Source organism: Sphingobacterium faecium (assembly GCF_003054045.1).
Lineage (GTDB): Bacteria > Bacteroidota > Bacteroidia > Sphingobacteriales > Sphingobacteriaceae > Sphingobacterium > Sphingobacterium faecium.
In genome coordinates, this window is record NZ_QBKH01000002.1 from 530,173 (window position 1) to 554,638 (window position 24,466).

General features: G+C 35.0%; 22 protein-coding genes. 12 read left to right on the forward strand and 10 right to left on the reverse strand.

The features are described 5' to 3' along the window. Positions 1-49: 49 nt before the first annotated feature. From C8N37_RS06560 to lepB, 5 genes are all read left to right on the forward strand, one after another. Positions 50-847 carry a ParA family protein gene (locus C8N37_RS06560; protein ID WP_108158158.1) on the forward strand — a complete coding sequence of 266 codons (798 nt, stop codon included), beginning with the start codon at positions 50-52 and terminating at the stop codon, positions 845-847. Between the two features lies 1 nt (position 848). Further along, the gene (locus C8N37_RS06565; protein WP_108158159.1) at positions 849-1,775 is read left to right on the forward strand and encodes a ParB/RepB/Spo0J family partition protein; all 927 of its coding nucleotides are present in this window, start codon (positions 849-851) and stop codon (positions 1,773-1,775) included. Between the two features lies 1 nt (position 1,776). Continuing rightward, complete coding sequence (locus C8N37_RS06570) at positions 1,777-2,502, forward strand: DUF5683 domain-containing protein (RefSeq protein ID WP_108158160.1); 726 nt, start codon at positions 1,777-1,779, stop codon at positions 2,500-2,502. Between the two features lie 83 nt (positions 2,503-2,585). Continuing rightward, on the forward strand, positions 2,586-3,332 hold the full coding sequence (dapB, locus tag C8N37_RS06575; protein WP_108158161.1) for a 4-hydroxy-tetrahydrodipicolinate reductase: 747 nt from the start codon (positions 2,586-2,588) through the stop codon (positions 3,330-3,332). A 107-nt stretch (positions 3,333-3,439) separates the two neighbouring features. Continuing rightward, positions 3,440-4,864 carry a signal peptidase I gene (gene lepB, locus C8N37_RS06580; RefSeq protein WP_108158162.1) on the forward strand — a complete coding sequence of 475 codons (1,425 nt, stop codon included), beginning with the start codon at positions 3,440-3,442 and terminating at the stop codon, positions 4,862-4,864. Between the two features lie 45 nt (positions 4,865-4,909). Here lepB and C8N37_RS06585 read toward each other — a convergent pair whose 3' ends face one another. Next, complete coding sequence (locus tag C8N37_RS06585) at positions 4,910-5,626, reverse strand: pyridoxine 5'-phosphate synthase (protein WP_108158163.1); 717 nt, start codon at positions 5,624-5,626, stop codon at positions 4,910-4,912. 117 nt (positions 5,627-5,743) lie between these two features. Here C8N37_RS06585 and cdaA point away from each other — a divergent pair, with 117 nt between their 5' ends. After that, the gene (gene cdaA / locus C8N37_RS06590) at positions 5,744-6,538 is read left to right on the forward strand and encodes a diadenylate cyclase CdaA (protein WP_045755791.1); all 795 of its coding nucleotides are present in this window, start codon (positions 5,744-5,746) and stop codon (positions 6,536-6,538) included. 43 nt (positions 6,539-6,581) lie between these two features. Here the strand turns inward: cdaA and C8N37_RS06595 are convergent, their stop codons facing one another. The 6 genes from C8N37_RS06595 to C8N37_RS06620 form a co-directional block, all read right to left on the reverse strand. Further along, entirely contained in the window at positions 6,582-7,430 is an 849-nt protein-coding gene (locus C8N37_RS06595) for a DUF2911 domain-containing protein (protein WP_108158164.1), read from the reverse strand. Between the two features lie 113 nt (positions 7,431-7,543). Then, the gene (locus C8N37_RS06600; RefSeq protein WP_108158165.1) at positions 7,544-9,271 is read right to left on the reverse strand and encodes a DUF4091 domain-containing protein; all 1,728 of its coding nucleotides are present in this window, start codon (positions 9,269-9,271) and stop codon (positions 7,544-7,546) included. Positions 9,272-9,339: 68 nt separating this feature from the next. After that, a complete protein-coding gene (locus C8N37_RS06605; RefSeq protein WP_228115926.1) occupies positions 9,340-10,635 on the reverse strand; it encodes a sugar MFS transporter in 1,296 nt (431 codons plus the stop codon). A 330-nt stretch (positions 10,636-10,965) separates the two neighbouring features. Next, complete coding sequence (locus tag C8N37_RS06610; protein WP_307724930.1) at positions 10,966-11,385, reverse strand: hotdog fold thioesterase; 420 nt, start codon at positions 11,383-11,385, stop codon at positions 10,966-10,968. Next, on the reverse strand, positions 11,357-11,905 hold the full coding sequence (locus C8N37_RS06615; RefSeq protein WP_108158167.1) for a DinB family protein: 549 nt from the start codon (positions 11,903-11,905) through the stop codon (positions 11,357-11,359). The genes C8N37_RS06610 and C8N37_RS06615 overlap by 29 nt, the downstream gene beginning before the upstream one ends. Next, positions 11,886-13,115 carry a sensor histidine kinase gene (locus tag C8N37_RS06620; protein ID WP_108158168.1) on the reverse strand — a complete coding sequence of 410 codons (1,230 nt, stop codon included), beginning with the start codon at positions 13,113-13,115 and terminating at the stop codon, positions 11,886-11,888. The genes C8N37_RS06615 and C8N37_RS06620 overlap by 20 nt, the downstream gene beginning before the upstream one ends. A 162-nt stretch (positions 13,116-13,277) precedes the next feature. Between C8N37_RS06620 and gltX the strand changes: the two genes are divergently transcribed. Then, positions 13,278-14,804 carry a glutamate--tRNA ligase gene (gltX, locus tag C8N37_RS06625; RefSeq protein ID WP_108158169.1) on the forward strand — a complete coding sequence of 509 codons (1,527 nt, stop codon included), beginning with the start codon at positions 13,278-13,280 and terminating at the stop codon, positions 14,802-14,804. Between the two features lie 62 nt (positions 14,805-14,866). Here gltX and C8N37_RS06630 read toward each other — a convergent pair whose 3' ends face one another. Continuing rightward, complete coding sequence (locus C8N37_RS06630) at positions 14,867-17,752, reverse strand: DEAD/DEAH box helicase (RefSeq protein ID WP_108158170.1); 2,886 nt, start codon at positions 17,750-17,752, stop codon at positions 14,867-14,869. Between the two features lie 164 nt (positions 17,753-17,916). Next, on the reverse strand, positions 17,917-18,699 hold the full coding sequence (dapF, locus tag C8N37_RS06635; RefSeq protein WP_108158171.1) for a diaminopimelate epimerase: 783 nt from the start codon (positions 18,697-18,699) through the stop codon (positions 17,917-17,919). A gap of 243 nt (positions 18,700-18,942) precedes the next feature. On the opposite strand from dapF, the gene C8N37_RS06640 reads away from it, so the two are divergent. The 5 genes from C8N37_RS06640 (at position 18,943) to C8N37_RS06660 (ending at position 23,107) form a co-directional block, all read left to right on the forward strand. Then, positions 18,943-20,490 carry a Do family serine endopeptidase gene (locus tag C8N37_RS06640; RefSeq protein WP_108158172.1) on the forward strand — a complete coding sequence of 516 codons (1,548 nt, stop codon included), beginning with the start codon at positions 18,943-18,945 and terminating at the stop codon, positions 20,488-20,490. A gap of 98 nt (positions 20,491-20,588) precedes the next feature. Continuing rightward, complete coding sequence (locus tag C8N37_RS06645) at positions 20,589-21,023, forward strand: low molecular weight protein-tyrosine-phosphatase (protein WP_108158173.1); 435 nt, start codon at positions 20,589-20,591, stop codon at positions 21,021-21,023. A 189-nt stretch (positions 21,024-21,212) separates the two neighbouring features. Continuing rightward, positions 21,213-21,560, forward strand: coding sequence for a hypothetical protein (locus tag C8N37_RS06650; protein ID WP_108158174.1), 348 nt, complete (start codon positions 21,213-21,215; stop codon positions 21,558-21,560). A 9-nt stretch (positions 21,561-21,569) separates the two neighbouring features. Next, on the forward strand, positions 21,570-22,322 hold the full coding sequence (locus C8N37_RS06655) for a peptidylprolyl isomerase (RefSeq protein WP_186812810.1): 753 nt from the start codon (positions 21,570-21,572) through the stop codon (positions 22,320-22,322). 20 nt (positions 22,323-22,342) lie between these two features. Further along, complete coding sequence (locus C8N37_RS06660) at positions 22,343-23,107, forward strand: exodeoxyribonuclease III (protein ID WP_108158176.1); 765 nt, start codon at positions 22,343-22,345, stop codon at positions 23,105-23,107. Between the two features lie 120 nt (positions 23,108-23,227). Here the strand turns inward: C8N37_RS06660 and C8N37_RS06665 are convergent, their stop codons facing one another. After that, positions 23,228-24,289 (reverse strand): Mrp/NBP35 family ATP-binding protein, encoded by a 1,062-nt coding sequence (locus C8N37_RS06665; protein WP_108158177.1) that lies wholly within the window; start codon positions 24,287-24,289, stop codon positions 23,228-23,230. Between the last annotated feature and the right edge of the window lie 177 nt (positions 24,290-24,466).

Consider the following 24,466-nt stretch of genomic DNA (forward strand, 5'->3'; position numbering starts at 1 on the left):
ACTTTAGAGTCACAAAATAATATTTTATAAAGAAAGAATTTCATTCGAAATGGGTAAAATTATATCAATTGCAAATCAAAAGGGTGGTGTTGGTAAAACGACAACATCAATCAATTTGGCGGCTAGTTTAGCTGTTTTAGAATATAAAACCTTATTGGTTGACGCTGATCCGCAAGCAAACTCTACTTCTGGAATTGGATTTGATCCAAGAACCATTAAGGAAAGTATATATGAATGTTTGGTAAATGATTTGGATCCTCGTGATGCAATTCAGGCGACGGAGACTCCTAACTTAGATTTATTGCCCGCACATATTGATTTGGTTGGTGCTGAAATTGAAATGATCAATATGCACGAACGCGAATATAAGATGAAAAAAATCTTAGATCAGGTTAAAGATGATTATGATTTTATCATTATTGATTGTTCTCCTTCCCTTGGTCTGATTACTATCAATGCACTATCGGCATCTAATTCTGTTGTGATACCGGTACAATGTGAATATTTTGCACTAGAGGGTTTGGGCAAATTATTGAATACAATTAAAATCGTTCAAACACGTTTAAATACAAGTTTGGAAATTGAAGGTATTTTGCTGACGATGTATGATGTACGACTTCGTTTGTCGAATCAAGTGGTGGAAGAAGTCAAAACCCACTTTACAGATTTGGTATTTGATACCATTATCCAACGAAATACGCGATTGAGTGAAGCTCCAAGTTTTGGTATTTCTGTGATTATGCACGATGCATCTTGCAAAGGAGCTATCAACTATTTAAATTTGGCTAGAGAAATTTTACATAAGAACGGACATCTAAAAGAATTAGATTCAACAGTTACAATATAATATGGCAGCACAACAGCGAAAAACAGGTCTAGGAAGAGGATTAGGTGCCTTATTAAATGATAGTACCGATTTGCCTGAACGAAATTCAGATGTGCAGGCATCTCGAATAGAGACTCCAATAAAGTCAAAAGAATCTGGCAACATTAGTACGGTAAATGTAGATGCGATTGAAATGAATCCATTTCAACCCCGTACTGACTTTGATCCACAGGCACTGCAAGAGCTTTCTGAATCGATCTTATTGCAAGGCTTGATTCAACCCATTACTGTTCGAAAAATCGGTGAAGATAGCTATCAGTTAATCTCGGGTGAGCGTCGTTACCGTGCTTCAAAATTAGCAGGTATCACTGAAATTCCTGCTTATATCCGTACAGCTAATGACCAACAAATGTTGGAAATGGCTTTGATCGAAAATATTCAACGTGAAAATCTGAATGCTATCGAAGTGGCTTTGAGTTTTCAACGGATGATTGAAGAGTGTAATTTGAAACAAGAGGAATTGGGGGAACGTGTAAGTAAAAACCGTTCTACTGTAACCAATTATTTGCGTTTGTTAAAATTACCGCCAGTGATCCAAGCTGCTATCCGAGACGGAGAATTGACAATGGGGCATGCTCGTGCACTTATTAATGTTGCAGAAGTTGATAAGCAATTGTATATTTTCAAATTAATTGTTGATTTAGGGCTGTCTGTACGTAAGGCAGAAGAGCTTGTTCGCGAGATTCAAAATGGAAATAAGAAGAAAACACAAAAGGATAAAAACGCACCTAAATCTTTTCAATTTCAAAAAATTGAAGATGATTTGGCATCTAAGTTTTCATCTCGGGTCAAGTTAAATCTGAAGAGTGCAAAAGGAAAGGGTGCTATTGAAATTCCTTTTGAATCTGAAGATGATCTGAGTCGTATTTTGGAATTATTAGACTGGTAACATGTATAAAGTAATCAGTTTATTGTTTTCTATCTTTATTTTTTTTGTTGCACAAGCACAAAAAGTAGATCCTAAAGAAAAAGTGGCTTTAAAAACTATTTCTATGACAGATTCAACTAAGAAAGTCTCAGCTGTGCAGGATACCATCAAAAAAGAAAGCCGTAGGGAGAGAAAGCGTAGAGAAAAGGCCGAAGAAGAAGCAAAAACACCGAAAATTTTCAAAGATTCTACGCGTCTTGCTATAGAAGCAAAAACAGTTACTGCCTGGAAAAGATCCTTGATTCTTCCAGGGTGGGGGCAATATACCAATAAAGGTCTATGGTGGATTAAAATACCGATCATCTATGGCGGATTTGTATCTACAGCACTTGTATTTGATTTTAATAATCGTTACTATAAAGAGCTTATTGCAGAACTTGATTATCGCTATAAAAATAATAATGCGGTAAATAATCCCGCATATGCAGGAGCTCAAACACAGGGACTTATCAGTGCAAAGGATTATGCTCGCCGTAATCGTGATCTCATGGTACTTTTGACCGTGGGTTTATACGGATTAAATGTTGCTGAAGCTTATGTTGATTCCATGATTAAGAATCGTTGGAGCATTAGCTCTGAAAAGTTAGCATTTACAATTAGACCTACTGTTTTACAGGGACCATCAACAAGTTTTGCTTATCATGCTGTTCCAAATATTGGGCTCAAATTATCCATGAAAATAAAATAAAATTATATAACTTGAATTTGTATTCATGCATGACTGCAGCATACTAATTTGGTCTTCTTTATTAAATATGATCTGAAAAAGATATGAAAATTGTATTATTCGGCTATGGCAAAATGGGCCAAATTATCGAAAAATTTGCTCAAAAGAGAGGGCATGAGATTCATTTAATTGTCAATAGTGAAAATCGTAACCTAATCAGGGTGGCTGATTTAGAAGATGCGGATGTTGCGATAGATTTTGGTGTTCCACAGGCTGCATTGTCTAATATGGAGCTTTGTTTAGAAGCTAACTTACCTATAGTGATGGGAACAACTGGTTGGTACGAACATATTGATGCCATCAAAGCGAAATGTTTATCTGTTGAGGGATCGATCTTATACGGATCGAATTTTTCGATTGGTGTAAATATCTTTTTTCACATCAATAAAATGTTAGCCAAAGCAATTCAGCCCTATAAAGCATACGATGTACAAGTGGAAGAAATTCATCATATCCACAAATTAGATGCTCCAAGTGGAACAGCTATTACAATAGCTGAAGGAATTTTGAATAATAGTGATGTCAAAACAGCTTGGGTTAATTCTTTGGTTGGCGAGGGGGAAGAGGAGATCATTCCTAAAGCAAATGAATTATTGATAGAAAGTCACCGGATTGAAGAGGTCCCAGGAACACATACTGTTGTGTATAGTTCGGAAGTTGATCAGATTGAATTTAAACATACTGCACATAGTCGTGATGGTTTTGCTTTAGGTTCTGTGATCGCAGCTGAATGGTTATTTGGGAAACAAGGGTTTTACCAGGTAACTGAAATGTTTGATTTCAATAGGTAATGCGATTAACTTTTAAACGTTAAAATTACGTAGTTCTGTAACGAAACTAACAGGTATTATACTAATTGAAATATTAGGTCATTAAAAAATAAAACTTAGAGAAACTTATGTGGTATATTATTTTTGCCGTCTTAACAGTTGTTGCTCATTATGGGCTTTGGAAATTATTTGTTAAAGCAGGCAGACAGGGATGGGAAGCGCTAGTTCCTTTTTATCGTGAGTATGTAATGGCTCAATTGACCGGTCGTGCAAAATGGATAGTAATTTTATTACTAGTACCAATTGTGAATATCTTTATTTTTTATGGTCTATACCTGGATTTAATAAAGGCATTTGGGAAAAGACGATTTTGGGAAAATGCTGCCGCTGTTTTAGTTCCATTTATCGTATTGCCAATATGGGGTAACGATCCATTAGTCAAGTATTTAGGGAATCCTAATTCAGAAGAGTTCAAAAAGAAATATTTTTATAAAAAATCAATGGCTCGGGAATGGGCAGATGCAATTGTTTTTGCAACTGTAGCAGCCTCTTTGATTCGTGGTTTCTTGATTGAAGCCTATATGATTCCAACAGGTTCAATGGAACGTACGTTGCTAGTTGGTGACTTTTTGTTTGTCAGTAAGTTGAACTATGGTCCTCGTGTTCCGATGACGCCACTGGCATTTCCTTTTGCGCACCATACGATGCCATTGACAGGTGGGAAAGCTTATTCTGAATTAATCGAACTGCCTTATAAACGTTTACCTGGATTTCAGGATATCAAAAGAAATGATGTCGTTGTATTTAATTATCCTATGGAAGCTGATGCTCCCTATAATAGACCTGTAGATAAACGGGAAAATTATATCAAGCGTTGTGTAGGAATGCCTGGTGATGAAGTTTCGATGTCTAATGCGGTATTATATGTGAACGGTAAACCTGGTTTTAATCCTCCAGAGGGACAATTGGATTATATCGTAGTAACAGATCAAACGGGATTAGACATGCGCGTCATGAGAGATAAACGATTAGAAACAATCGACACAGGTCAACCTAATATTTATCAGGTTTTTATGACAGCAGATGAAGCTGCAATGGTCAAAGGTTGGATGAATGTCAAAGAAGTTGTTCCAAATATTCGTAAAGCTGGTGAGAATGAAGAGGGAACATTTCCACATGTATCTGCTCTGAATTGGAACTTTGATAACTTTGGACCAATTAAAATTCCTAGCAAAGGTTGGACAGTACAATTAGATAGTGCAACCATGCCACTTTATGAGCGTGCAATCACCGTGTATGAAGGTAATAAGTTGGAAAACAAGGCTGATGGGACCTATATCAACGGTGCTAAAGCTAATTCTTATACCTTTAAAATGGATTATTATTGGATGATGGGTGATAATAGACACAATTCATTAGATTCTCGTGGATGGGGTTTTGTTCCAGAGGATCATATAGTAGGTAAAGCATTATTTACCTGGTTGAGTCTTGATGAATTAGGTTCTGGATTATCTAAAATACGATGGAATAGGGTATTCAAAGGAATAGAATAATAAATAAAAAGAAAGGTCCTGACATATGTCAGGACCTTTCTTTTTTTATTTCAGTGCGTTTATATACCTTTTTATAGTTTCCTCCAATCCAAGGTAAAGTGCATCAGCGATAAGTGCATGCCCAATGCTAACTTCTAGTAATCCTGGAATATGCTGATTAAAATAGGTTAAATTGTTTAAGTCAAGATCATGACCGGCGTTAATTCCTAATCCTACTTCTCTAGCTTTTAAAGCTGCGTGAAAATAAGGTTTTATGGCTTCATCTCTTTCTTCTAAAAATGCTTGTGCGTACGATTCGGTATATAGTTCAATGCGATCTGTACCTGTTTCAGCAGCAGCCTCTACCATATCTTCATCTGGATCAACAAAAATGGATACTCGAATGCCTTGATCTTTAAAGAGTTTACACATATCACTTAAATAAGCTTTATGTTTAATCGTGTTCCATCCATGATTTGAGGTAATCTGACCTTCTGCATCTGGTACTAATGTCACTTGTGCAGGTTTATTGGCTAGGACAAGATCAATAAATTTCTGCTCTTGACAATTGCCTTCGATGTTTAATTCTGTTTGAATATTGGCTTTCAAATCAAAAACGTCAGTATAACGAATATGACGTTCGTCCGGTCTTGGATGAACAGTGATTCCATTTGCACCAAAGCGCTCGCAGGCTAATGCAGCTGCTATTACATTTGGATTGTTTCCTCCTCGCGAATTACGGAGAGTAGCTATTTTATTGATGTTTACAGATAGTGCCGTCATGTTTATTCCAATCTTTTAAGTAAAAATACAAAACAATTTGAATGCTTGCTTATATTAACACTAATTTGCTTGATAAAGAGCATATTCTTTATTTGATTTTTTTTAACTTGCATCAATATGGAAGGATTTGATTATAGTCTGTTTAGAGGTTTCCGTTTACTGGATGTCATCGATATTATTTTAGTAGCGATTATTATCTACTATGTGTATAGTTTAATACGTGGTACCATTGCTGTTAACATTTTAATTGGTGTTGCTTTATTCTATGGTATCTATATCATTGTTAAGCAAATGCACATGCGTTTGTTGACCGAGATATTTGGTGGATTTATTTCTGTGGGATCAATTGCTTTGATTGTGGTTTTTCAACAAGAAATCCGACGATTCTTATTACACATCGGAAAGAATATCTCCATGAAACGAAAGAAGATTCTGTGGTCATTTTTGGTAAGTAAACGGACTGTTGCAAAAGATAACTCTGAACATCTTAAACCTATTATTGAATCTTGTCGTAGCATGTCGAAGTCTCGTACTGGTGCTTTATTGGTTTTTTCTAAATACTTTGATGAGGAATATTACCAAAGCAGTGGTGAGTATATTGATGCACATATCTCCAAGCGTTTAATAGAAAGTATTTTTAACAAAAATAGCCCTTTACATGATGGGGCTGTTGTTGTTGTAGATTTTAAAATTATGTCAGCTTCTTGTATTTTACCTTTATCAGATAGTGAAGATCTACCTTTGCAGTTTGGCTTGCGCCATCGCGCTGCTATTGGGGTAACAGAGGTTTCGGATGCTGTTGCTGTTATTGTATCGGAGGAAACAGGTGAAATATCATTTGCTAAAGATGGTAATGTCAATATGAATATTACGCATGAGGAATTGGCCGAATTGCTTAAAGAAGAATTATAATAAATGCCGCTTTTCCAAAAAAAGCGGCATTTATTATTTAATCCTATTTATTGGCTTCTTGAATAACCTGTGTATTTAATTTAACGTATTCTGTGTTGTTTTCTTTTTGAGCAATTTCTAATCCTTTTTTTGCGGTAGCAATAGCACCTTTTTTATCACCCGCTTTTAACTGGATCTTTGCTTTCCAATAACGAATGTATGGAGCTTCAGGATTTCCTTTTTCAGCTTCATTAGCCCAAACTAATGCTTTATTGAGATCAAGATTGTTGGTAAGATAAAACTGTGCGGCTTGTAGATAAGGTTTTTTATCCCCTTTCATCGCTTCATCAATGTTCGCTAAGATTTCTTTAGTTTGATCTACTTTTATCGTAAACTTCGTATATGCATTTTCCCAAGCTAATGATAATGTCGCAGCATTAGTCGTTACATTCTCAAACTGCATGGTAAATGTTTCTACTTTGTTAGGAAGTTTCGTCGACTTGACATTAAAACGGATCAAATCGTCTTTTTTGTCGTATGTATAAGCTCCCCATTGATTACTATTTTTAGTTAAGATGATCGTCCATTCTCCTTGAGTAGGAATGGTTAAGATACCATATGTACCAGCGGGAACTTTATTTCCTTCTATTGTAACTTCTTCTTCGAATTTAATAACAGGAATGTTATTTGCTCCAGTCCTCCAAACTTCATTATAAGGAACTAAACCACCGAATATAACGCGTCCATTTATATTTGGTCTTTGATAAGAAAGTGATAGATTTTTAATTCCTAATCCTTGTGTAATGGAAGTCGTGCTACTTGCTTGTGGTAGTTTTACTTGAGCAAAAGAAGTCGAAGAGAGACTAAATGTAAGTAACGTTGCCGCACAAAGTGTTAAAATAGATTTTTTCATTCTGAAAATGTTTAATTTTCACTAAAATACTGGTAAATAATCAGAATAAAGAATTTTTGATTTTAAAAAACAAAGACCGTTAAAATGATTTTATCGGTCTTTGTTTCATAGTTCTATAAGCTGTTTAATATTGCTTTAGCTTCTTTAATTTGCTTCGGAATTGCGTTTTGAATAATATTTTTATTCGTAAATCCTGCAATTGCTTTATTTAATTTTTCTAATTGAGCAGGGGTTAATTGATCTCTTAAAATTCTTATTTTTTCAACATCTTGAATACCTTCAATTAACTTTTCAAAACGAATAGATGTCATGTTGTTCGGATATACAAAGTAAGTGTCGCCACCTAACCAAGTTCCATAACGAGTGTCTTGATTCGGATTTTTATTCCAACAGTCAAATGCCCATCTTAAGTAGCCATCAAAACCCCTTTGCACACTGTGCCAAGCTAACCAAGTTGCTTCTTGATAACCAGAATTGGTAAATGTATTTGGGAAAATTTCAGAACAACAAGTATAGACAGTTGTTTTGTATCCTTTGTCTTTACGTGCTTTTAAAACTTCTGGAGCCATATCTTCTCCTAAGGTGATACTATAATCTGCAAAATTATCTGAAATCTCTGGATGATATGCACCTGCAAGGGATGATTTGAACTGTGGATCAGCTTCTTTAATAATTGCAATTGCACGTTTCATATCTTCTTGTGGCCTTTCATCCATAGCGATTGTGGTCCATTCAAAATATCCTTTTTGTTTTAGGTGTCTTGCAAAATCTTTTAATAAGGGTAACCAATGTTCTCGATATTTTGGATCATCTGTTTTCACTTTGAGAATTTCGTATTTGCCCGATGTTTCATCATAATATTGAAAATTCATATTCCATGGAATCATACTGTAACAATTGATATATTCTGAAATACCAATTTCACGCATGAAACTTATCCATTGATCAAAAATGCTATAATCGTATGACCAAGAACCATCCTTCTTTTTTGTCCATTTGATCATAGCTTGGTATTTATCATAAGTTTGTCCATTCCAAGGGTCGTTGATGATACTTGCAGTGATGTTTTTTTGTCCAGCGTCGCGTAATCTTTCATAATATGGTTTCATGGCATTGAAGTGTGCTGAAGACCATAGCTCGACTTTATGTTGTCTCGCAATAGAGTAAGGGTTTTGCCAAAGATCTAAGTGATACGCCCAATTTTTTGCTTCTGGCAGTACATGTGTCAATACTTCTACTGTGTAGGGAATGGTTGTATTATAATTTGTACCTTTTAGTGTAATTGAACCTTTATAGATTCCCGCCGCTGCGTCACGAGGAACTTGGATACTTAACCAGAGGGGTCTGGTTGTATTTTTATCATATTCAAAAGTTGATTGATTGGTAATACGGTCTGCAACTAAAGCCGAATCTAATACCTGGCTAATACCACAACCATTTTTTAGATCTCCCGCTAAATCTGTCATCACATATGAAATATATCCAATGGCAATATCTTTTGTTCCGATTTCTTGCGCTTCATTATTTCTTAATGGTGAAGAACTCACTTCAATTTTATCATGATTTTGGTTGCTCCAAAAAACCAGTTGTGTATGCACTTTTTCGCCCTTCCAAGCTTTTGTATTCCATGATTTACTCCATGTTTCAACCGTAGGCGGGTTTGTTTTAGAATAACTGTAATTAGCTGTGCTAAAAGCGAAATTACTTTTCTCTTTTAAATTGTTCCACTTTTCAGTTGTTTGAGGAGCTTTAGGGTCTTTTAACTCATTTATTTTTTGGGAATAGCCCTGTTGGGCATAAATGAATAGACCAACTAGTAAACAATAAAACGATTTTTTCATATTTAGGGTATAAGAAAATAGCGATTATTTTCAAGAAATAATCGCTATTTGTTTGTAATTAGTATTTTTTATTTCTGCCCGACTCTGTGACCTTTAGTTGCAAAGTATAAGATGTATAGATAAGCAGGAACCATGGCATAAAGAAATGCATGTTGAAAATCAACATGTAAATTGTCTTTTAAATAACCATATATCAAAGGCCAAATAGCTCCACCTGCAATACCCATAATCATAATAGCAGAACCTGTTTTAGTGAAACGGCCCAAACCTTTAATACCAAGTGGAAAAATTGCTGGCCACATCAATGAATTAGCAATACCTAATAAGGCTACAAATATAAAAGATGTAATTCCTGTAGTAAATACGGAAATAACGGTAAATAAAATACCCACCATGGTACAGATACGTAGTGCTAATTGTTGGGAAACAAATTTTGGTATAGCAATAATACCAACAATATAACCTAACAGCATGCAGCCCAACGTAAATGTCGTCGCATAGGTAACTAATGCTCCATGAATATTCAATTCTCTCGCATAAACTCCAATAATATCACCCGCCATTACTTCTACTGCAACACAGAAAAATATAGCTAATGAACCTAGGAATAAATGTGGGAATTGGAATACGCTTGTTTTCTTTTCTTTGATAACAATAGCACCGTGTTCATCTGTATGTTCTTCTTCTGCGTTAACATCTACTTCTGGTAAATGTGTTATTTTAATAACGATAGCAAATAGAACAAATATGACTGCTAGTGTGATATAAGGGGTATGGACACGTTGTAGTAAAGAATCTAATATGGCATTTTTAGCTTCCATATCAACCGCAGCTTCTAGTTTTGCTGTGACTGCAGCGGAATCTTTTAAGAATAGAGTTCCGAAAATTAAGGGAACAATAATGCCAGCTGATTTGTTGAAGAAACCAGCAATTGATATTCTTTGAGCGGCACTATCAATTGGGCCAATGATACTTAAATAGGGGTTTACAGCAGTTTGAAGTAATGCCATTGCCGAACCTTGAACAAAAATACCTGTTAAGAATAGAATATAGCTTCTGCTATCAGCTGCTGGTATGAAAATTAGAGAACCTACGCCAAGTAGAACTAAACTAAGAACAAGACCATTTTTGAAACCAATTTTTTTCAAAATCCAAGAACTTGGGATTGCTAAAAAGAAGTAGGCGATGTAAGATGCAAATGTTACAAAAAAGGCTTGTAAATCTGTTTCTAAATTACAGGCAATCTTTAAGAATGGGATAAGAGTTCCATTTGCCCAAGTGACAAATCCTAAAATGAAGAATAAGGCGCAACACATTGCCATGGGGCGAAATGCTGTTTTTCCTGAATTTGGTTGAGAATTCATTTTTTTAGTATCAATTAATTGTTTTTTTTGATTAAAAATTAGAAAATGTTGATTTTTTTTTGTCTCTATTCAAAATGTGCTTACACAATCGATTGATATTGGTTTATAATAAAAAATCAACTCTTTTCATTACAAGACTAATTAAATAAATTCAATATTGGAAATAAAAAAGGGGGGATTTTGAGATTATTTAGTAATATTTTCAATAGAAAAAGGGAGTGCCATGCCTAGTATGAACCTCCCTTTTTTAAAACCGTATTAGCAAACCAAATTCAGTTGGTTTTCTTTATACCAAGACAACTGAAGATGTCATTTGTTTTTAAAATAAAATTATTTTGGTATAATGGCAACCGTTAATCTGGATATACAATTGAGATTTCCAGATTCATCTGAGATGCGAACATCCCAAATATGTGTTTGCTTACCAATATGTACAGCAGTACAAACAGCTGTTACGAATCCTGTTGCTACCGGACGTAAGTGATTGGCATTAATTTCGAGTCCAACTCCCTTTTGTATATTGGGATCAAGAATTAGGTTAGAAGCGATACTACCGATAGATTCTGCCAATACTACAGAAGCTCCTCCATGTAAAATTCCAAATGGTTGTCTTGTCTTATTATTGACAGGCATTGTTGCTGTAATTGAATTATCGTCAATCGCTACAGCCTTAATTTCAAGCAATCCTGTCATATATTGATCAAGGATACTATTTATTTGCTCAGTGCTGTAATTCTGAAACCAGATCATGGACATTGTTGGAATTAAAATAACGTTCTTGAATGATGATGCGGTGGTGATTTAAATGTCCTGCAATAACATATAATAAAGCTTTGACACTTGTCAGTCTTTCTGATGCCATTCCTTTTCTTTCCAATTCCGGTTCACTGAAATTTTCAAAAAGAAACATATTTGCTTTTCTGAGATGTACAAATTCTTTACTTAAGGAGGCTAATGTACGTTCGCTATATCTGGAGTTTTGGATAAAATATTCTTGATCATATCCTAAAAGTTCTTTCATATCATTTCGAGAAAACCTCAGAGCACGATAAGCCATGATCCGTTCGTTATCCAAAATATGTCCTATAACTTCTTTGATTGACCATTTATCTTCAGCATAACGATAATCGCCTTTTTCTTCGGGGATGGTATCGAGGAACGCTGGAAAAGATAAAATTTGTTCTTCCAGTACTTCCATGACATCGCCGACTACGGTCTCAATGTACGTGGAATACACCGCTGGGTATTCATCAGATTTCAGTGGGTTCATATGTTAGATTACTTTTTAATATTATTCTAAATGTTGTTCCTTTACCAATTTCAGAATCTTTTACAAAAATATGTCCTTGGTGATAATGTACCATTCTTTTGGTTAGACTCAGTCCCAATCCCCACCCGCGCTTACGAGTAGTAAAACCTGGTTGAAATACCGTTTCAAAATTTGATCTTGGAATTCCTTTTCCTGTATCACTAATGTCAATAAAAATTTCCTCTTTCGCAATATTTTCAGATATTTTAACAGTTATTTTACCTTCTGATGCAATTGCATTAACTGCATTTTTTAATAAATTTTCAATAATCCAATCAAATAAAGGGATATTGAGTTTTGCTTCAACATGTTTATCTCCTACAAGTTCGAAGATAATTTTATCACTTGTTCTTACTTTAAAATACCGAATATAGGATGCAATCACTTCATACACATTGGCATTGTGAAGGACAGGTGTTGACCCAATTTTAGAGAATCGATCTGCAACGATTTCGAGTCGCTTGATGTCATTTTCCATTTCGTTCAAGGTTTCATCATCCTCTGCATCAAATTTTAATTTAATGAGTTCTACCCAACCCATCAATGAAGATATTGGAGTCCCTAACTGATGGGCGGCTTCTTTGGTTAATCCCACCCAAACGAGATTTTGTTCTGATTTCCGAATAGAGTTGAATACGGTATAACCAATAATCAGAAAAATGGCAATCAATGATAGTTGGATATAAGGAAATACTCTGAGCTGTTGAAGAAACCATGAATCTTTGTAATAAACCATCCATTTTGCTCCATTATCTAATTTCAAAATAATGGGTGTATGGCTCTTTTTCATGAAATTCAGCTGCTTCTCAAAGTAATGAGGATCGTATTCCAAATGATGATTTGTACTGTCTTTTGTCGTTGCCTTGATATTGGTTTTAGTAGAATCTAAATCTCTCCAGAAAACAATATTTTCTTTTTCATCTGTGATGATTGCTGGAACAGCGAGGCTATCTCTTACCGAGTAGACAAACGTAATAAATTCATCATCGACATCAGGCATTGTCATAATGCTTTTTGTACTCATAGCCCACACTTCTGCTTTTGTACGCTCTACTTTAGATAGATTTTTGACCAGATAGTTGGTATACAAAAGAGAGGCCGCTGCAATAATTGCCGCGAATATAAGTAAGAAAAATTTCCAACGTTGTTGATTGTATTGATACGGATTCATATAAGCCAATGAGGAATCTTGTTGTTGCAAATTAAGGAATTAATTGAAATTAATCTTTGTCGGCAACATATATCTAATGATAAACTGTCAGTTTTGTTATTTTATTGTGGTTATCAAGGTTATAGTTTCATTGAAATGAAAATTTTGTGGTAATTTTGTGTCATGAGTTCTGAAAGAAAAGTAAGGGTGCGCTTTGCACCAAGTCCTACAGGTGGGTTACACCTTGGAGGAGTTCGTACAGCTTTATTTAATTATTTGTACGCACGCAAACATCAAGGTGATTTTATTTTGCGTGTTGAAGATACAGACCAGACACGTTTTGTTGCTGGAGCAGAAGAATATATTAATGAGTGTTTAGCTTGGTGTGGTTTGACGCCAGACGAGAGTCCACTAAAGGGGGGAACTTTTGGACCGTATCGTCAAAGTGAACGTAAACCTTCTTATCGTCAATTTGCTGAGCAATTAATCGAGAAAGGATATGCCTATTATGCTTTTGATACAGCAGCGGAGCTTGAGGAACAACGGAAAGATCAACCAAATTTTCGTTATAGCCAAGAGAATAGATTAAATTTAAGAAATTCATTAAGCCTTTCGAAGGAGGAAACTCAAGAGTTGCTGTTAGCCGGTATTCCACATACTATTCGTATTAAAGTTCCTACTGATGAAACAGTTTCTTTTACAGATATGATTCGTGGTCAAGTGAGTTTTGATACAAATCTGATTGATGATAAGGTATTATTAAAAGCTGATGGTATGCCTACCTATCACTTAGCAGTTGTTGTTGATGATAAAGCGATGGAGATTTCTCATGTTTTTCGTGGCGAAGAATGGTTGCCTTCGGCTCCAATACATATTCTGCTTTGGGAATATTTAGGATGGAATGAACATATGCCTAAATGGGCACATTTGCCTCTAATTTTAAAACCTGATGGAAATGGTAAATTGAGTAAACGCGATGGAGATCGATTAGGATTTCCAGTGTATGCCATGAATTGGAAAGATACTCAATCTGATACAATGACAAAAGGATTTCGCGAAATGGGATTTTTACCAGAAGCTTTTGTCAACATGTTGGGGGTACTTGGATGGAACGATGGAACTGAGAAGGAACTTTTCTCATTAGAGGAATTGATTGAAAAGTTCTCGGTTGAGCGTATTAGCAAAGCTGGGGCTAAATTTGACTTTGAAAAAGCTAAATGGTTCAATCATGAATGGATAAAGAAAACATCAAATGAAGCTTTACTACCGCAGATTAAAGATGTATTGGCAACACATAAAGTTGAAAATGTTTCGGATCACTATATTTCCGAAGTTTTGAGCACTGTGAAAGAACGCTTAACCTTTATTTCTGATTTTTGGGAGCAAGCATCATTTTTCTTTGTACAGCCTGATAATTATGATTTAACAGCTGTCAAGCCGAAGTGGTCTGTGGAGAAAATGTCTTTCTTTCAGGAAGTTAATGTCGAATTTTCTAAATTTGACTCTTGGGATGCTTCAGCTTTGGAGACATTCTTTAAAGGGGCAATTCAGGCATCAGGAATGAAAATGGGGGAACTGATGATGCCTTTCCGAATTATGTTGGTCGGAGGTAAATTTGGACCAGATGTATTCCAAATTGTTTCATTGTTAGGAAAAGAAGAGGTTATTGCTCGTGTTGATAAAGCGCTTATCGCTTTTTCTGCGGAGTAATGATCTTATATAAGTTAAAGCAGGAAGCTCTATGCATTGCATAGGGCTTCCTGCTTTAAATACTAACCGAGAAGTTCTTGTATGTCTTCTGCGGATAGTGATTTGATAAAACTTTCTTCAGTTGTGATTAGACTTTGAGCAATAGAACGTTTTCTATTTTGCATCGCAAGTATTTTTTCTTCAACAGTATCTTTAGATATGAATTTATAGATAAAAACATTCTTGGTTTGTCCAATACGATGAGATCTATCTACAGCCTGTTGTTCTACAGCTGGATTCCACCAAGGATCTAGAATAAATACATAATCGGCTTCAATAAGATTGAGACCAACACCACCTGCTTTGATGGATATTAAAAAGAGTTTGGTATCTTCATCTTCTCTAAACTGACTTACAGCCTCATCTCTATTTTTAGTACTTCCATCTAAATAAGCGTAATTGATATTCTTTTTATCAAAATAGCTTCTGAAAATATTCAGTTGTTTTACAAACTGAGAAAATATTAATACTTTATTCCCATTTTGCAACACTTTTTCCAGTGTTTCAATAACCGTGTCAAATTTTCCTGAATTGCCAGTATAATCTTGATCAACCATTTTTGGATGGTTGGCCAGTTGTCGTAATTTGATTAAACCTTGTAATAATGCAATTTGGTTAGATTTTGCTTTTCCTGCAAGTTGATTATCTAAAATTGCATTACGATACTCGGATTTTATTTTTTCATACAGTTCATGCTGTTTTTCAGACATTTCACAGTAAAGTACTTGCTCCGTTTTTGGTGGTAATTCTGTTGCAACCTGATCTTTAGTTCGACGCAAGATAAAAGGTTTGACGATCGTTTGGAGTCTTTTCGCTTTATCTTCATCTTTTTTCTTTTCAATAGGCTGAACAAATTCCTTTTGAAAATAGGTGTAACTACCCAAAAGACCTGGATTTGTAAAATGCATCTGTGTCCATAGATCAGAAACCGAGTTTTCTACAGGAGTTCCGCTTAACGCGAGTTTATGTTGACTTTTTAAGCTTTTAATTGCCTTGAAAGATTTTGACGTTGGATTTTTTATATTTTGACTTTCATCTAGAATGATGTAGTTAAAATAAAATTGATTTAAGAATTCCTCATCAATACGCGTAATACCATAGGTGGTAATGACCAAATCATAAGAGGTGAGTAATTCAGGATTTTTTATTCTATTATTACCTGTATGCAGATAAATCTGTAGATCAGGAGCAAATTTGTTTGCCTCATTCTGCCAGTTATATATAAGTGAAGTTGGTAATATCAAAAGTGAAGTTTTAACAGCATTTTTTGTTGTCAGTGTTTCTTTTTGACGTTGTAATAGCGCTAAAGTTTGGATCGTTTTCCCGAGACCCATGTCATCAGCAAGGCATCCTCCAAACTTATATTGTTGTAGAAAATTGAACCAATTATAGCCTGCTTGTTGATAGGGACGTAGTTGTCCTAAGAAATTTTTCGGTAAAGGAGCATCCGCAATTTCTTCAAATTCAGCCAATTTTTTTAATTTGCGACTGAAGGTAAGTTCTGTGTGCTCACTAATTTCCAACAGTAGACCGAGATGAATTTTATTTAATTTTAATTCATTCTTATCCTTCGAAAATTGAAATAAATGATTGTATTGCGCAAACCACTCTTCGGGGATCATCGCTATCTCTCCATTTGGCAAAGTAAATTCTTTGATATTGTGGAGAATGTGATGTCTCAATTGAATAAAAGGAATTTCAAAAGGACCAAATTTAGCAATTGCTTTAATATCAAACCAGTCATTGTCTTCATTGATTGAAATATCAATAGAAGTCTGACCAATGAAAAATCTTTTTTCAGCTAGATCTTGTATGATTTCAAAGCCCTTTTCTTTCAAAACCGTATCATTTTGACTTATCCAGTCAAAAATCGATGATCGTTTTCCAAGTAATTCTTTTGGTACTAAATCATTTGAATATTGGTGGGTTCTCTCTAGCCCAAGATCAGTTATAATCTGTGTTTGTTTTTCTTCCCAGACAATAGATCGCTTGATACGGTGGAAGGTATAAAGATCCTCTTCTTCATTGTACTCCATCCGTACATTGACTTTATTGTCTTTACCTGAAGAAAATATATAAGGCCCATATTGAAATTGTAATTGTACATGATAATCGCCTTCTTCATGATAATTTAACTTCAATATTGGATTGGCATTATGTTGATGGTTTTTTATTTCAAAACCTTCTGCATAGACGTGATACTTTTCTATTAAGCTACACACAAATGTTTCAAAATATTTTTTTTCTGTACTTCGCGATACAGATATGAATCTTTTGTTTAAAAATGGGCTCAATTTCTTTCCTTCTAATTGTTGATCGAAGTGAAAGAGTGTATTGTTCAGCAACATCCAAGCTTGTTCATTGACGATTACTTGAGCATTCTTGAACATGAACTCCATGCGATGGTCTTCATACTTAATGGTTGGAAAATACCGTGTTTCTTCTTCTGTTCTTCTAAAATGAAAGAGGACAGAAGCAGGCTGAGGAGCAATTTGAACTTTTTGATCAGCGGGATAACCATCTTTGCTCATTAAGAAAATCGGTTTTTCTCCTACAATTCCAAAAAATTGAATAAGTACTTGATCAATTTTTGTTCTCAAGACTTCATATAGATTTTTATCAAATACTTTTGAAAAGAAATCAACGGGTCTAATAACTTTGTTATGATGTTTTTTAATAAGGCTCGTTTGCTCAATCTGGTCAAGTAATCGAATTAATTTATAATCCAATTCGTCAACAGCTTGGGCATATTCATTTACCGTATTGCTAAATACACGTTTATATCGAAGTGAGTATGATCCATTGGGATTTAATTTGACCGCATGTGGCTCTATTAAATAACCCAAATAGGGATGTTCACAGATGGAATAAACAATTCGGTGTGATGAAGATAACTTTGTTTGTTGCATTAAATATATTCGTACCCTCTAAAAAGGTTTCTAATATACAGATTAATCTATATGATGTGGCTAATATTTGTTAATAATTTATACTGAATGAATATAAATAGAGATTTTGTTTATGTTCATTCTGTGATATTGATTTTGATGCAGTTACAATTGTAATCCTCGAATTAAATCGTTCCCTCAAAAACAAACGTGGCAGGGCCTTTTAAGTAAACTTCAGTAAAAGAGAAACCTTCTTTAAAAAATGAGATGTATAATTGACCACCTAAAACACGAATTGGAATGGTTATCTGCCCATTTCTATTTTCATGCAATGCTATTGTCATGGCAGCGGCAGTTGCTCCTGTACCACAAGCAAATGTTTCATCTTCTACTCCTCTTTCAAATGTACGTAAGAAATAACCCGATTCGCCTTCTTTTTCAATAAAATTAACATTAATGCCTGCTTCTCTATATGTTGCATTATTACGAATTGTATAACCAGCGTTGAAAACATCTAGGTCAGAAAGGTTATTTTCGAAGGTAATATAGTGAGGTGAGCCTGTATTGATGACATAAGCATCTCCATCACGATTTATTTCATTAACATCAATCATTTGAAGGTCAATTAATTGATCGTTTAAGTTAGCTTTGTGAATACCATCAACTGCCAAAAAGGCAGTGTTGTCATGAATTAGCCCTAGGTCTCTTGCAAAAGCAACAATACAACGTCCTCCATTACCGCACATTGTGCCTGCTCTTCCATCGGCATTGTAATAAATCATCTCAAAATCAAAGTTTTCTTTCTCCTGTAATAACATGAGACCATCTGCACCAATACCAAATCTTCGGTCACAAAGCTTATGGATTAAATCTTCGTTTTTACTATCGAAATGCAGGTTTCTATTGTCGATAAGAATGAAGTCATTGCCAGCGCCTTGATATTTTGAAAATTTAATTTTTGATTCCATTTTGCATGATTCTATCTAGCAAAATTAACTTTTCTGTTACATATAACATAACGAAAGTTAAGTTTTGTTAAAACCATGTTTTAAGACTTCAATTAACATTTTTTAACGTGCCTAATTAGCAGAGAAATTTGAAATGGTATTACATTTGAAAAGGAACTAGTATATTTATGTAGAATAGTTTTTCGGGGTAAATATCGAGTTTAGAATATCATATTTAATAAAAAAATTTAGAAGCTATAGTTTATGAACAAAGTAGGATTAACTTTATTAACAGCAGTCTTCGGAGGAGTCGTAGCCCTTGGTGGTTATAAGCTTTTTGAAAGTAAAAAGTTTGAAGGAATGTCTATCGAAGACAAACAAAAGGTATATTTTGCGAACAACCCCACTGGAGTGATTTCTTCAACAGGAAATCCAGATTTTACACAAGCAGCTGCGATTGTGTCTCCAGGTGTTGTTCATATCAAAACAACATATACAAGGCAATCATCTCAAGGGGGCGGTTCGGGCTCTCCATTTGACATGTTTGAAGAGTTTTTTGGAACACCACAAGGACGTGGCCGTCAGCAAAGACAGGCACAGCCTGTACAGGCTTCAGGTTCTGGAGTTATTATAACGGAAGACGGGTATATCGTGACGAATAATCACGTTGTAGAAGATGCAGATAAAATTGAGGTGGTACTTACGGATAAACGTTCCTTTGAAGCTAAAGTAATTGGTCGTGATCCAAATACGGATTTAGCGCTTTTGAAAGTAACCGCTAAGGGTTTACCTGTCGTAAAATTAGGTAATTCCGATAATGTAAATATTGGAGAATGGGTATTAGCAGTAGGATATCCTTTGGGCTTACAATCCACAGTAACTGCAGGTATTGTGAGTGCTAAAGGTCGTCAAATTGGTATATTAGGAGAAAGCCAACAACAACCTCGTGGTTATGGAGGTCAAGAGCAGCCAATAGCTAATTCTTCAATAGAATCATTTATTCAAACAGATGCAGTTATCAATAGAGGTAATAGTGGTGGTGCACTTGTAAATGCTCAGGGAGAATTGATTGGTATTAATTCTGCTATTGCTTCTCCAACAGGAGTTTATGCTGGGTATGGATTTGCAATACCGGTAAATCTAGTTAAAAAGATCGTAGACGATTTTAAAGAATTTGGAAATGTGAAACGTGGATACATCGGTATTACTTTTACAGAAATTAATCCTGAATTAGCGAAAGAAAAAGGATTTACAGATGTCAATGGATTGTATGTTCAAGATGTTGTTAAAGGTGGTGCCGCTGAATCTGCGGGAATTCAGAAGGCAGATTTAATTACCAAAATTAATGGTAGAGTAATCACTTCTTCACCAGTTTTACAAGAAACTATTGGTCGATTACGTCCAGGAGATAAAGTGAAATTAACCTTCAAACGTGATGGCAAAGAGCGAGAAGTAACAGTAACTTTAAAGGGAGAAGAGGTTAATAAAGCTGCAGAAGGAGGAAAGTCAAGTAAAAGCGCTACTGAAATTTATAATAAATTAGGAGCTAGTTTCCTGCCTGCTTCTTCTGAAAAGAAAAAAGAATTAGGTGTTAATTCCGGTGTTGTGGTGACACAAATTAATAAAGGTGGAGTATTTGAATACTTTGGAGTCGAGAGAGGATTGGTGATTACTGAAGTGAATGGTGTACCTGTTAATAATGTTGACGAGATTGAAGCGGCATTAGCTAAAACAAAACGTAATATTGTTAGTTTAAAAGGTGTTCCAGAACGTGGAAGTACAGTAGTTATCAATGTTCCTATCGAATATTAAACATATTTAGGTTGGTTATGAAGGTGGTTCCGATTTCGGAATCACCTTTTTTACTTTAATATAGGCGTATACTCTCAATATTATCACTATTTTTAGGCATGAAAATTTTAATGGTTTGTTTAGGTAATATTTGTCGTTCACCATTGGCACATGGCATTTTAAATCATTTAGCAAAAAAGGAAGGATTAGATTGGACAATTGAGTCTGCTGGTACTGGAGATTGGCACATTGGTCAAAGTCCAGATCGTAGATCTATTGCTGTTGCTAAAAAATACGAAGTAGATATTTCACAACAAAAAGCGATGCATTTTAACGCTAATCTGTTTGAAATATATGATCATATCCTGGTGATGGATCATCAAAATTATAAAGATGTAGTAGCACAAGCATCGTCAAAAGAAGAAAAGGAGAAAGTAGCCTTATTTTTAGTTGATGATATCGTTCCAGATCCTTATTTTGATGAAAGTTTATTTGAACCAGTTTACCGGATGATCGAAACTCGCTGTAAAGAATTGCTCCAAGCATGGAAGTAGTTTTTCAGATTGATTAAAATCCTGCGGTACTATGTAAGTTAGCGGATAGATTACTCATGTCAGAAGCATCAAGTGTCCTACATGAAATTTAATAATCTGAATGTACTATGTTTCATATTCACTCTGGATATATTAGTATATAAAATACAATTTATCTAAGTTTGTCTCTATATCTAAGTTTGTCTTTATATGAATGCGTCAGAAGTAAATAAAAAATGGGTGGTTTTGCAACATGAGATTGCTCAATCATTTGATATGGATTTACCCGATTTAAAAGTATTTTTATTTTTGATTGGTGTCCAGGAACTAGGAAAAGGACCACAGACTTTTTCGAAAAGAGAAAAAGAAGAATTGATGCATATTGCAAATTGTCGTCTTTTTAGCGCGATGGGTTTTTATGAACTTAAAGGATTGGATGAACAAGGTTGGCCACATTGGGAGTTGGTTAAACCAATTCCTAATTATACTTTATTAGAACAGGAGTTGATCATCAAGTCATTGATCATAGATTATTTCCAAGAGCTAAACGTAATTTAATAGATCATAATGAAAAGGATTATTTTAAGTGTATTTTTTTGTGCTTTATCGATCGCAGTATTTGCAGCGAAACCTGTATTTAAATATGTGCGTATCCAAACGGATAAAGGGACAGTTGTTTTGAAGCTTTATAATGAGACACCTAAACACAGGGATAATTTTATCAAATTGGTGAAGGAAAATTATTTTGATAGCTTGCTTTTTCATCGGGTGATACATAATTTTATGATTCAGGGCGGGGATCCTGATTCTAAAAATGCAAAGTCAGGTCAACAACTGGGAGAAGGTGGACCAAGTTATACCGTTCCTTCTGAAATTCAATCAGGATTATTTCACAAAAAAGGAGCTCTAGGAGCTGCACGTGATGATAATCCCGCAAAAGCTTCTTCAGCGTCACAATTCTATATTGTACAAGGAAAAAAGTTCACAAACTCAGGTTTGGATAGTTTAGAAACTCTGCGAATGAAAGGTGTCAAATTTACGGAAGCACAGCGTGCTGCCTATACAACATTAGGGGGCACTCCACACTTGGATGGAAATTACACTGTATTTGGCGAGTTGATCAATGGAAAAGAAGCGATTGATGCCATTGCTGCTGTGAAAACGGACAAAAATGATCGTCCTATAACGGATGAACGAATGTATGTTAAGTTATTGACGAAGAGAGAAGCAATTAATTTGGAACGTGAATTAAAAGGGTTAAAACCTAAAAATGGTTTATTCACTAAGATTGCTGATATGTTTTCTTCTTCTGATTATTAATTTCCAAATAGATTTTTGCTTTGAAAATAGTTACATATAATGTGAATGGTCTGCGTGCAGCGATTAAAAAAGATTGGCTGGGCTGGTTAAAAGAAGTCAATGCAGATGTTGTCTGCTTACAAGAAATAAAAGCTACTCCAGATCAGATCCCTGAAATAGCGTTATTAGAGCAGTTAGGATATGAACATTACTGGTATCCTGCTCAGAAAAAAGGATATAGTGGAACGGCTATATTTACTCGAATAACACCTAAACATGTTGAATACGGTTGTGGACATGAAGATTATGATTTTGAGGGACGAATCATTCGTGCCGATTTTGATGATTTATCTATCATGAGTACCTATTTTCCATCTGGCACTACTGGTGATACTCGTCAAGATTTTAAATATCGATTTTTAGCTGATTTTCAGAATTACTCCAATCAGCTTTTATTAGAGAGACCAAATTTGATTGTGTGCGGAGATTATAATATCTGTCACCGTCCTATTGATATTCACAATCCGAAGTCAAATGCTAACTCTTCAGGTTTTTTACCAGAAGAAAGAGAATGGATGGAAAATTTTATAAACTCAGGTTATATTGATTCTTTTCGTCACTTAAATCCAGATCCGCATCACTACAGCTGGTGGAGTTATCGCGCAGGAGCACGTGCTAGAAATTTAGGTTGGCGTATTGATTATAATATGGTATCAACTGCTTTAGCAGATAGAATCGAATCGGCTACAATATTAAATCAGGCAGTACATTCTGATCACTGTCCAGTGGTGCTCAGTTTAAAATAATACGATCATGAAAACCTGAGTTCAGCTTATTAAGGTTGAATTAAAACGAGCAAAATAGTCATGATAAAAAAAGGCGCATATTCAATTAATATGCGCCTTTTTTTATGTTAAATTAAACAGTTATTTTACAGCTTGTATGATAGACAATTGTTGTGCTACTTTTTCAGCTATTGTAATAAATGCCTTTGATGTTGGATCTTCTACATCTATAGCAGTTGGGAAGCCATTATCACCCGCATCAGAGATTCCTTTTAATAATGGAATTTCGCCCAAGAAAGGTATTTTGTATTCTTCAGCCAATCGCATTCCACCACCTTTACCAAAAATATAATATTTGTTTTCAGGTAACTCGGCAGGAGTAAAATATGCCATGTTTTCAACAATACCTAATAGTGGTATATTTATGGAATCCATCAAGAACATACCCATGCCCTTAATAGCATCTGCTAAAGCAACCTGTTGCGGTGTGGTTACAATAACTGCACCTGCTATTGGATAGTTTTGAGCAACAGTGATATGGATGTCACCTGTACCTGGGGGCATATCGATTACTAAATAGTCTAGATCTCCCCAGTCTGTATCATTTAACAATTGTTTGATAGCAGATGTCGCCATAGGCCCTCTCCATGGAATAGGCTGATTTGGATCCGTAAAAAATCCAATAGATAATAACTTGATTCCAAATTTTTCTATTGGTTGTATTTTGACAGTACCATCTTCATGTTGCACCGACTGTGGCTTTTCACCCTCAAGCCCAAACATAATAGGAAGTGAAGGTCCATAGATGTCTGCATCTAAAAGTCCAGTCTTTGCTCCTTTAGCATGTAATGATAAGGCAAGATTTGCTGCAACAGTAGATTTGCCCACACCACCCTTTCCAGAAGAAACGAGTATGATGTTTTTAATTCCTAAAAGTTGATTTCCCTCTTTACCTACTACGCGTGATGTCATATGAACATCTACCGCAATGTTCTTGTCAATAAAATGTGCGATCGCATTTCGACAAGCATGTTCAATATGATCTTTAAGCGGACATGCTGGTGTCGTTAAAACGACTTCAAAAGATACTTTTTGATCTTCAATGACAATATTTTGAATCATATTGAGTGTAACCAAATCTTTTTTCAAATCTGGTTCCTCGACATATGATAATGCTTCTAGTACTTGTTCTTTGGTTATCATCTGATATATGGATGCATGTATATTAAACCACAAATTTACTGAATGATAAATTAAAACTTGTCATAAAGATGTTTTTAATGATATTAAGATTTAATTTTTACATTTGAGTATTCAAACTCGAGTGTCATACGTTTTTATAATATGTCCAATAATCTTAAGACCCTTCTTCGCTCCAAA